At 61.4% G+C, this 10,520-nt stretch carries 11 protein-coding genes; 3 read left to right on the forward strand and 8 right to left on the reverse strand.

Annotated features, from left to right (window positions below; all coding sequences use genetic code 11):
• Positions 1–425, reverse strand: a 425-nt coding sequence (gene dcd, locus Q0W88_RS09620; protein ID WP_297802863.1) for a dCTP deaminase, incomplete at its 3' end; no start/stop codon positions are given.
• A gap of 19 nt (positions 426–444) precedes the next feature.
• Positions 445–1,533, reverse strand: a complete 1,089-nt coding sequence (apbC, locus tag Q0W88_RS09625) for an iron-sulfur cluster carrier protein ApbC (RefSeq protein WP_297802866.1) — start codon at positions 1,531–1,533, stop codon at positions 445–447.
• 74 nt (positions 1,534–1,607) lie between these two features.
• On the opposite strand from apbC, the gene metG reads away from it, so the two are divergent.
• Together metG and Q0W88_RS09635 are read left to right on the forward strand one after the other, a co-directional pair.
• Entirely contained in the window at positions 1,608–3,680 is a 2,073-nt protein-coding gene (gene metG, locus Q0W88_RS09630) for a methionine--tRNA ligase (protein ID WP_297802869.1), read from the forward strand.
• Positions 3,681–3,682: 2 nt separating this feature from the next.
• On the forward strand, positions 3,683–4,093 hold the full coding sequence (locus Q0W88_RS09635; RefSeq protein ID WP_297802871.1) for an RnfABCDGE type electron transport complex subunit B: 411 nt from the start codon (positions 3,683–3,685) through the stop codon (positions 4,091–4,093).
• A 4-nt stretch (positions 4,094–4,097) separates the two neighbouring features.
• Here Q0W88_RS09635 and Q0W88_RS09640 read toward each other — a convergent pair whose 3' ends face one another.
• The 6 genes from Q0W88_RS09640 to tsaE all read right to left on the reverse strand — a co-directional run bounded on the left by Q0W88_RS09640 (position 4,098) and on the right by tsaE (position 9,814).
• Positions 4,098–4,985: a TraB/GumN family protein gene (locus Q0W88_RS09640; RefSeq protein WP_297802875.1), complete on the reverse strand. Its 888-nt coding sequence runs from the start codon at positions 4,983–4,985 to the stop codon at positions 4,098–4,100.
• A complete protein-coding gene (locus Q0W88_RS09645; RefSeq protein ID WP_297802878.1) occupies positions 4,982–5,917 on the reverse strand; it encodes a DUF1684 domain-containing protein in 936 nt (311 codons plus the stop codon). Before Q0W88_RS09645 ends, Q0W88_RS09640 begins: the two co-directional genes overlap by 4 nt.
• The gene (gene mutL, locus Q0W88_RS09650; RefSeq protein WP_297802881.1) at positions 5,914–7,677 is read right to left on the reverse strand and encodes a DNA mismatch repair endonuclease MutL; all 1,764 of its coding nucleotides are present in this window, start codon (positions 7,675–7,677) and stop codon (positions 5,914–5,916) included. Before mutL ends, Q0W88_RS09645 begins: the two co-directional genes overlap by 4 nt.
• Positions 7,678–7,719: 42 nt before the next feature.
• The gene (locus Q0W88_RS09655) at positions 7,720–8,403 is read right to left on the reverse strand and encodes an N-acetylmuramoyl-L-alanine amidase (protein ID WP_297802884.1); all 684 of its coding nucleotides are present in this window, start codon (positions 8,401–8,403) and stop codon (positions 7,720–7,722) included.
• The gene (locus Q0W88_RS09660; protein WP_297802886.1) at positions 8,369–9,235 is read right to left on the reverse strand and encodes an AMIN domain-containing protein; all 867 of its coding nucleotides are present in this window, start codon (positions 9,233–9,235) and stop codon (positions 8,369–8,371) included. Before Q0W88_RS09660 ends, Q0W88_RS09655 begins: the two co-directional genes overlap by 35 nt.
• A gap of 87 nt (positions 9,236–9,322) precedes the next feature.
• Positions 9,323–9,814 (reverse strand): tRNA (adenosine(37)-N6)-threonylcarbamoyltransferase complex ATPase subunit type 1 TsaE, encoded by a 492-nt coding sequence (gene tsaE, locus Q0W88_RS09665; RefSeq protein WP_297802889.1) that lies wholly within the window; start codon positions 9,812–9,814, stop codon positions 9,323–9,325.
• Between the two features lie 20 nt (positions 9,815–9,834).
• On the opposite strand from tsaE, the gene queG reads away from it, so the two are divergent.
• A partial coding sequence (gene queG, locus Q0W88_RS09670) for a tRNA epoxyqueuosine(34) reductase QueG (RefSeq protein ID WP_297802893.1) occupies positions 9,835–10,520 on the forward strand: 686 nt, incomplete at its 3' end.

The following is a 10,520-nucleotide window of genomic DNA, read 5'->3' on the forward strand; positions in this document are numbered from 1 at the left end:
GTGTTGCTGAATTCAAGCGTCACGTGGCCTTCCCATTCCGGCTCCAACGGTGTCACGTTCACGATGATGCCGCAGCGCGCGTAGGTGCTCTTGCCCAGGCAGACCACCAGGGTGTCGCGCGGGATGCGGAAGAACTCGACCGTTCGCGCCAGCGCGAAGGAATTCGGCGGAATGATGCAGACATCGGCCTCAATGTCGACGAAGCTGGTCGGATCGAAGGCCTTGGGGTCGACGATGGTCGAGTTGATGTTGGTGAATATTTTGAACTCGCGGGCGCAGCGCACGTCGTAACCGTAGCTGGAAGTGCCGTAAGAGACAATCCGGTGGCCGTCGGCAGCGGTCTTGACCTGGCCGGGTTCGAACGGTTCAATCATGCCCTGTTGTTCGGCCATGCGACGGATCCAGCGGTCGGATTTGATGCTCATATCGGGTCTCGGAAAGGGTTCAGGTATTTTGGATGACGATGTTGGGAATGCCAATGCTTTTGTTGCGGGCCTGCTGCGACAGACGGGCGGCTGCCTTACGGGCGATGCCACGGTATGCCGCGGCGGCCGGGGAATCGGGGTCGGCGGCTACGGTCGGTCGGCCGGAATCCATCTGCTCACGGATGTGGCGCGCCAAGGGCAGTTGACCGAGCAGTTCCACGCCGTATTGTTCGGCCATGCGCGCGCCGCCGCCCTCGCCGAAAATGGCTTCGGCATGACCGCAGTTGCTGCAGATGTGGGTCGCCATGTTTTCGATGATGCCGAGCACGGGAACTTCCACTTTTTCGAACATTTTCAATGCTTTCTTGGCGTCAATTAAAGCAATGTCTTGCGGCGTGGTGACGATGATTGCCGCCGAAACCGGCACGCGCTGGGCCAAGGTCAGCTGGATATCGCCGGTGCCCGGTGGCAGATCGATGATCAGATAATCCAGATCCTGCCAGCGTGTGGTGGTCAGCAGCTGTTGCAGGTACTGGGTGGTCATCGGCCCGCGCCAGATGGTCGGCGTGTCTTCACCCAGAAACAAACCGATCGACATGGCTTGCAGGCCGTGAGCGATTTTCGGCTCCACGGTCTTGCCGTCCAGGCTGTCGGGTTTGCCGGTGATGCCGAGCATCATTGGAATCGAGGGGCCGTGGATATCGGCATCGAGAATACCGACGGCCGCACCTTCAGCCGCCAGCGCCAGCGCCAGATTGACTGCCGTGGTGGATTTGCCGACACCGCCCTTGCCCGAAGCCACGGCGATGATGTTCTTCACGCCCGGCAACGGTGACAGCGCATTCTGTACTTTGTGGGCCGGAATGCGGGTGTCGATGCTGACCGCTACGGCGGCGGCGCCGAGCGCGCTTTTCAGCCGGTTTTCGATGGCGGCGATCAAGGCCGGATGCGCGGAACGCGCCGGATAGCGCCATTGCAGGGCGATGGCCGCATTGTTGCCGTCCACCCCGATGGCCTGCACATGGTTGCCCGCAATCAGGTCCAGGCCGGTGTCGGGATCGGAAATATGGGCCAATTCGGCGCGGATGGCGGCTTCGGTGAGGGACATGCGGGGGTACTTCGGGGCAAAACGGTATTGTACTGGAAAGCCACAGCGATACGCCAAAGCCTTATAATTCAATTATGTCTATCACGCCCGCACTCGTCACCACCGCCCTTCCCTATGCCAATGGCCCCCTTCATCTGGGGCATCTGGTCGGCTACATCCAGGCCGATATCTGGGTCCGGGCCCGCCGTCTGGCCGGCGGCACCGCCCATTTCGTCTGCGCCGACGACACCCACGGCACGCCGATCATGCTGGCCGCGGAAAAAGCCGGACTGAGCCCCGAACAGTTCATCGCCGGCATCCAGGCCGGGCACGAAGCCGATTTCGCGGCATTCGGCGTCGCGTTCGACCACTACGACTCGACCCACTCACCGCACAACCGCGCCTTCACCGAGCGCGTTTATGCTGCGTTGCAGGCCCGCGGCAGCATCGCAGTGCGGACCATCAACCAGATGTTCGATCCGGAAAAGCAGATGTTCCTGCCCGACCGCTACATCAAAGGCAGCTGTCCGAACTGCAAAACGGCCGACCAGTACGGCGACAACTGTGAAAACTGCGGCGCGACCTACGCCCCGACCGAGCTGATCGATCCGGTTTCAGTGGTGTCCGGCGCCAAACCGGTCCTGAGGGAATCCGAACACTATTTCTTCAAGCTCGGCGATTACACGAAATTCCTGAACGACTGGCTGCAGGGCGATGTCGCGCACGAGGGCATCAAGACCAAGCTGCGCGAATGGCTGGACGCCGAAGGCGGTCTGCGCGACTGGGACATCTCGCGCGATGCGCCCTATTTCGGTTTCCCGATCCCCGGCGCTCCGGGCAAATATTTTTATGTCTGGCTGGACGCGCCGATCGGCTATCTCTCGAGTTTCCAGGCGCTGTGCCAGCGCGAAGGCCTCGATTTCGACGCCTATCTGGACGCAAGCCGCAACGCCAAAAACGAAACCGAGCTGCACCATTTTCTGGGCAAGGACATCGTCAACTTCCACGGCCTGTTCTGGCCGGCGGTGTTGCATGGCGCCGGCCTGCGCGCACCCACCAAACTGCATGTGAATGGCTACCTGACCGTCAACGGCGCCAAGATGTCGAAATCACGCGGCACCTTCGTGATGGCACGCAGCTATCTGGAAGCCGGCCTTCAACCGGAAGCCCTGCGTTATTATTTCGCCGGAAAATCCGGTTCCGGCGTGGCCGACCTCGACCTCAATCTCGATGATTTCGTAGCCAAGGTCAATGCCGATATCGTCGGCAAGTTCGTCAATATCGCCAGCCGCTGCGCCGGTTTCATCAACACCCGTTTCGACGGCATGCTGGCGGACAACCTGCCCGATACCGCCACCTACGCACTGTTCGAAAGCGAATTCAGCGCGATCCGGCAAAGCTATCTGGACGGCGAAACCGCACAGGCCCTGCGCCAGACCATGGCGTTGGCCGATATCGCAAACCGCTACATCGACGAGCAGAAACCGTGGGTACTGGCCAAGGATCCGGACCAGAGCGCGGCGCTGCATGGCGTCTGTACGCAGGCGCTCAATCTGTTCCGCGTACTGGCCGTAGCGCTGAAGCCGATTCTGCCGCAGGTCGCTGCACAGGCCGAGGCATTCCTCAACGCCCCCATCGTGCAGTGGGCGGATTTCAAAGCGCCTCTGCTTGGTCACCGCATCGCCGCTTACAGCCCCTTGTTCACCCGTATCGATCCCAAGAACATCCAAACCATGATAGACGCCTCCAAAGACACCACCGCCGCAGCGCCTGCTGGTGATGCAAAACCGGCCAAAGCCGCAGAATCCAAAAAGCCAGCTTCCGCCGAAACCGCGCCAGGTACGATTGGCATCGACGATTTCGCTAAGCTCGACCTGCGCATCGGCAGCGTGCTGGAATGCGGATTCGTGGACGGTTCTGACAAACTGCTGCGCTTCCTGCTCGATGCCGGCCCGCTCGGTCAGCGTCAGATCTTCTCCGGCATCCGCGGCAGTTACGGCGAACCGGAGAAACTGATCGGCCGCAAGGTGGTGTTCATCGCCAATCTGGCGCCGCGCAAGATGCGTTTCGGCGTGTCCGAAGGCATGATCCTTTCGGCCGGCGGAGATGACGGACTGTACCTGCTCGATGCCGATTCCGGCGCGCAACCCGGACATCCGGTCAAATAAACATGCCGAACAGGCCGACGGCCGACGACATCAATGCGCTGCTGCCGCAGACCCAATGCGGTCAATGCGATTATGCCGGTTGCCGGCCCTATGCAGAAGCCATCGCCGAAGGCCGTGCCGACATCAACCAGTGTCCGCCCGGCGGCGATCAAGGCATCCGCGCCCTGGCAGTGCTGCTCGGGGTCGCCCCGAAACCCCTGAACCCGGAACATGGCGCGGCATTGCCGGAAAGCGTGGTGATCATCCGTGAAGCCGAGTGCATCGGCTGCACCAAATGCATCCAGGCCTGTCCGGTGGATGCCATCATCGGTGCTTCGAAACGGATGCATACCGTATTGGCGGAATGGTGCACCGGCTGCAACCTGTGCATTCCGCCCTGCCCGGTCGACTGCATCGACATCGTGCCGCGCTGAATCCCTACTTCAGGCGTTCAACGCGATAGCCTTTATCGCGGAGCAGCTGGACCAGACCGTCATCGCCGAGCAGATGCAGGGCGCCGACAACGACCAACGTGTCATCCTTGGTTTCAGCATCGAGCATGGCCTGGACCTGCGGCAGCCACGCGTGGTTGCGATCGACATTGACGCTCCGGTAAAGATCCGGATATTCCCGGCGCATGCGTTCGATGGTTTCCCGCTGCAGACCGGCGGCATCGCCGGCTTTCCACAGACGGCGCAGGGTTTCCAGATCGCGGGCATCCTCCGCCGCATTGCCGTCCAGCGCCTCTTGCAGAAGCTGCCGTTGCGCCGCGGGCGGCATGCCGTCAAACAGGGCGATCTGCTGACTGGCTTTTTCCAGGCCGATACTCGGTTTGGCCGAAGGCCTGGCGGCATTCATGAAATGCTGGTCGACGCCGCGGGCGGGCTCGAAACCCTCAGCCTGTGCCCGCGAATTCGACACCAGAATGGCCACATACCAGGGCTCCAGCCGGTTCAGGCCGGCGATCGGATAGGACGGATTGGCCTGACTCCAGTCCTGCAGCTGCCGCCAGGCGGCCTCCGGCAAGAGGGCCTGCAGATTCTGTCCGGCCGGCAACCGCGCCGCCTGCTGCATAATGGCCGGCAGATCCGGAGACTGCAGCTCGTCGGGCGCAATTTCGAATGCCAGCCGTTCGGCATCGGCATACGCTGCCATGACCTGGTCCGACAAGGGATAGTCTTCGGCTTTCAGGGCATGGAAAGATCCGAGCAGGTAGACGCTGTTGTCGGCATCGCTGACTTTCCAGATCGCCGGCGTGCTCGGTGTGCCCGATGCGCAACCGGCGGCCAGACAGCAGGCCGAGAGCCAGACCGCCGCTTTATTCATGGCGTGATCTTGCGCGGTTTTTTCTCACCCGCCGTCACGGCCATATCCATCCGGTTTTCCGGCGGCGGCATCGGACAGGTCGAGAACGGCGTGAACGCGCAGGGCGGATTGTAGGCTTTGTTGAAATCGACCACGGTCTTGCCGTCGGGGCCCGGATATTCGGCGTAAAGGAAGCGGGCCGCGGCGTAACTTTCCTTGCCGGAGGTGCGGTCAGCGAACACCAGAAACAGGCGGTGATCGCCCTCATCGATGGCTTCCAAGGTGAACTTCTTTTCTCCGGCGCTGAATGTCACGGTTCCGGGATTCATCATCGGTTCGACGATGCCGAGGATATTGACGATATCGATGGTGCGTCCGGCATCATGCGGCGTGAAGGTAGCGGTGTAACGGAAGACGGAGTCTACCGGGAAATAATCGATGCCGGTGAACTTGACCCGTGTCTGTGCCTCGGCATCGCGCACCCGCAATGCCAGGCGGCCACCACGCTCGATGACGATGAAGCTGGCTTTGCCTTCATTGAAACCGACGACCGTGGCCGTACCTTGGCTGTCCGGTACCAGTTTGGTCCGCCCGGCGGCCGGCTTGCCATCGATGGTGATGGCGACACCGTTTTCCGGTTGCAGCCAGACTTGTTTTGCTTCATCGACGGTGATCAGGCCGAGCTTGTCCGGACCGGTGGCAAGACGCGTGCCATTGGCTTCACCCGAACCGATCCGAGTAATTCCCGATTTCGGCAACCAGTGCATGCCGACCAGCGACAGCCAGCCATCCGGTTTGGTCAGCCGTTCAATGCGCCCGGTGCGCCATTGCATGACTTCACTGTAATGTTTCATCTTTTCGGCCTTTTCCCTGGCCAACTGCTCCGGACTCGGGCCCTGCTGGCAACCGGCCAGCAACAGCGCGGCCAGCACCATGGTGTATGTACGCATCATCGTCCCCTCAGGAATAAACGGTCTAATTCGGATCGGCTCAACTGCACCCAGGTCGGGCGGCCGTGATTGCATTGTCCGGAACGCTCGGTGGCTTCCATGGCGCGCAGAAGCGCGTTCATTTCCGGCACGCTCAGACGCCGGTTGGCGCGCACCGAGCCATGGCAGGCCATGGTGGACAGCAATTCATTCTGTGCTTCCTGCAGTCGGCGTGAAGCGCCGAACTGGCGGAATTCGGAGAGCACGTCCAGAAACAGCTGGCGGGCATCCACGTCCGCCAGGAGTGAAGGCACCGCACGCACGCTGACCGATTGCGGCCCCGAACGAACGACATCGAAACCGAGCGCTTGAAGCGCTTCGGACAGGGTTTCGCTGGCGGCGGCCTCGGCTTCGCTCAACGGCACCGACACGGGAACCAGCAAAGGCTGGCTGCGGATGCCGCCGCCGCTCTGCGCTTCCTTCAATTGTTCATAAGTGATGCGTTCATGCGCGGCGTGCATGTCGACCAGCACCAGACCGGCTTCATTCTGGGCCAGGATGAACACGCCATGCAACTGCGCCAGCGCGAAGCCCAGCGGCGGCGCGCGCTCCGGGTCGGTATCCGGCATCGGCACGGAATGGAGCGGTGTCTCATGGTGGCCGTAAATCGTACGGTAGTGGGCCAGCTGCTCGTGCACCGGCAAGGACATGGCACCCTGCACAGGCGGCAGATAGGTCGGCGCCGGGGAAAATCCTTCGGCCGCGGCTATCGCCGCTGAAGGCGCGCCGGCGCGTGTATCGGCCATCAGCCGGTGCAGACTGCGGAAAATGAAGTCATGGATGCTTCGGCCGTCCCGGAAACGCACCTCGTGCTTGGCCGGATGCACATTGACATCCACCCGCGCCGGATCAATGTCGAGGAACAGCACGAATGCCGGATGACGGCCGTGATAAAGCACATCGGCATAGGCCTGCTTGACCGCATGCACCACCGTCTTGTCGCGTACGGCACGTCCGTTGACGAAGAAATACTGCTGGTCCGGACTGGACCGTGCCGCGGTCGGCAGACCGACCCAACCGCTCAGGGCCATCTCCGGATGTTCGGCAGAGACTTCAAGGCACTGTCCGGCGAACGCTTCGCCCAGAACCTGGGCAATCCGCTGGATGCGTTGCCCTTGCGGAACCGCCCGGTAGGTCTTGAAGGCCTTGCCATTGTGACGGACCCGCAATTCGACCTGTGGCTTGGCCAGCGCCAGTGCGCCGAGCCACTCATCGATGTGGTTGAGCTCGGTGCGCTCGGTTTTCAGGAATTTGCGGCGGGCCGGTACGTTGTAGAACAGATCACGCACTTCGATGGTGCTGCCGACCGGATGGGCTTCGGGGCGGACGTCGCCCAACTTGCCGCCCTCGATGGCCAGCATCGCGCCGTGCTGCCCATCGGCTGTCCGGGACCGGATGCTGAAACGGGACACTGATGCGATCGAGGGCAAGGCCTCGCCCCGGAATCCCAGCGTCGCGACCTGTTCAAGATCATCCAGACTGGCGATTTTGCTGGTGGCATGCCGTTGCACGGCAAGGGGCAGATCCTCCGGACCGATGCCATCGCCATCATCCCGGATGCGGATCAGGCGGATGCCGCCCTCTTCCAGATCGATATCGACCCGGGTCGAACCGGCATCGAGCGCGTTTTCGACCAGTTCCTTGACCACCGAGAACGGGCGTTCGACCACCTCGCCGGCGGCAATCTGGTTGATCAGGACATCGGGCAGTTTCTGGATGCGCATGGCCGTTCATTGTACCGAATGCCAAGCCGTCCGGCGGTATCCTCAGGGGATGATTCCGGAGCCTGCGGCGGCGACACCCTCGCCCGGATTGGTGCCTTTGCGTGCGTAGTAGGTACCCGGAAGCGGTTGCTCGATGAAAAAGGCACGGACACCCTGGGCGATGGCGAAGGCCAGACGCTTGCGGTGCTGCGGATCGGACAGCTTGCGCTCTTCTTCGGGGTTGGTGATGAATCCGGTTTCCACCAGCATCGAGGGCACATCCGGCGAACGCAGTACCACGAAGTTGGCGTGCTCGACTTCTTTTTTTTTTTTATGGGCTTTTCCGAGCTCTTTCAGCGAACGCAGCACATTACTGGCCGCATCTTCGCTCATACGGAATGTCGCGCTTTGAACCATGTCTAATAGAGTAACTGACAGATTCCGCTCTTTGTCATCAAGACTGAGGGATTTACCACCATCACTGATTAAGTCAGCAGCATTTTCCTTGTCTGCTAACCAGCGCGCAGCTTGTGAAGACGCGCCTTTGGTTGACAAAACATATACCGAAGAACCATTGGCGGCATTGTTTCCGGCGGCATCAGCATGGACGGAGATAAACAGATCGGCCTGCGCGCGGCGCGCGCGCTGGTAGCGCTCCTGCAGTTGCACGAAGGTATCGTCATCCCGGATCAGCACGGCACGCATGCCCGGGTCAGCATTGATCGCCGCCGCCAGCTCCTTGGCCACACGCAGTGTGATGTCTTTCGTCCTTGCCCCCGTGCCCGGCATCGATGGCGATGACCAGTTTCCGTGCGGAAGCGCCGAGGACATCATTCACCGTTTTGCCTTTCTTCGGCGCGGCCTTGCCCTGTGCCGGCGTCGGATTCAGCGTCGGCTTGATGTTCGGCAGCGGCGGTGTGACTTTTTCGCCAGCGGGCTGGACCGTGGTGCGCGGTTTCTCGCCGCGGCTGTCGATGTCAATCTGGACGATCTCATCATCCATCAACGCGTAACCGACGTTGCTTCGGCCGGGCACGCCCGGGCTTGGGGCCCCTGCCTTGCCTGTGGCCTGAACGGGGGCAGGCGCGGTCTTCGGCGACGGTACGGTTGTCACCGGATCCGGCTTGGTCGCTGGCGTATTGGTTTCAGGGACCGGGGAGGCCTTGGCGATTGCCGGCGCAACGGGTGCGCCCGACGAAATCAGCTCGAGAATCAGGCGCGGCTTTGCGCCGCTCAGATCGAGCCGGTCTTTGAGCTGGGCGCCCTGGGCAAGATCGAACACCACGCGCAGTCCGGTCGGTGTCTTGCCCTGCCGAACGGCCAGGACCACGCCGTTGGCACCCGGCAGCTTGAACTGCGGCGCGAATTCGGCGCCCTCGATATCCAGTACCGCACGATCCGGCGTTTTCAGCAGGAACGCCTTGTAGGCACTCTGCTGGCTGATTTCAACGAAAGCACGGGTGGCGGTATCGTCCTGCAGCAGAAGGATCTGGGATACTTGAGTGGCGGAACCCGCAGAGGCGATTCCGGCGCCGGCCAACAGGGCCAGACTCAGCAGTCGATTCAGGAAAATGGTCATTCTGGAATTGAAGCACCGCTGTGGGGTTTAATCAAGATTTGATTATACACAGCCGATGCGCGGTTTAACCGCCGTTCAAACGCATGCTTACGGCGATTGCGCCGGGGCGAGCGCCTGCAGCCATCGCATGCCGCGCTCGGTGGCGGCATGGACACTAACGCTCCTGCCATCACCGTCGATGGCGAGCGCAACGGTGACATCCGCAGGCGGCAAACGTCCTGCTCCACGCTGCGGCCACTCCACCAGCATCACCCTGAGATGTTCCAGGACGCCGTCCAGAGCCAGATAATCCAACTCTTCGGGATCGGCAATGCGGTAAAGATCCATGTGTACGGCGTCACGTCCATCGTGAAGGGTGTAGGTTTCTATCAAGGTATAGGTCGGGCTTTTGATCGGGCCGGTGACGCCCAATGCCTGCAGAAAAGCCCTTGCGAATACGGACTTTCCGGCACCCAGATCGCCCACGAGATAAACCACGGCCAGATCGGGGCAGCAAGCCGCCAACCGCTCGGCGACTGCCTCGGTGGCTTCAGGCGTCGTGCTGTGCAGAAGAATGGCGTCGGAATCCGGGCTGGTCATGCAGGCATTATACTGAGCCAATGGATTCCTCGGCATTGCTGGATAAAATCAGGGCACACAGCCGCACGCTCGGATTCACCGGCTTGGGCATCGCAAAGGCGGATTTAGATGCCGATCAAGCCTATCTGCAGGACTGGCTGGAAAAAGGCCAGCACGGGCAGATGGACTACATGGCACGCCATGGCGAGATGCGGGCACGCCCTGAGTTGCTCCAGCCTGGGACGCTTTCGGTGATTTCGGTGCGCATGGATTACGGTACCGATCCGGATCAGGCCTGGGCCACACTGGAATCCTCCGACAGGGCCTACGTCGCGCGCTATGCACTCGGCCGCGATTACCACAAGCTGATGCGCCAACGCCTGAAGCAGCTGGCACAGTTCATCGAATCCGAAATCGGCCACTTCGGCTACCGAGTTCTGGTGGATTCGGCACCCTCGCTGGAACGCGCTCTGGCCCGTAATGCGGGTCTAGGCTGGATCGGCAAACACACCTGCCTGATCGACAAAGACGAAGGCTCCTGGTTCTTCCTGGGTGAAATCTATACCGATCTGGCCTTACCAGGCACGGCTCTAACGCCACAGGGACACTGCGGAACCTGCACGCGCTGCATCGACATCTGTCCCACCGGTGCCATCATCGCGCCGAACCGGCTGGATGCTCGGCGTTGCATCAGCTATCTGACCATCGAGCATCAGGGCAGCATTCC

Source organism: Arenimonas sp. GDDSR-1 (assembly GCF_025980345.1).
Taxonomy (GTDB): Bacteria; Pseudomonadota; Gammaproteobacteria; order Xanthomonadales; family Xanthomonadaceae; genus Arenimonas.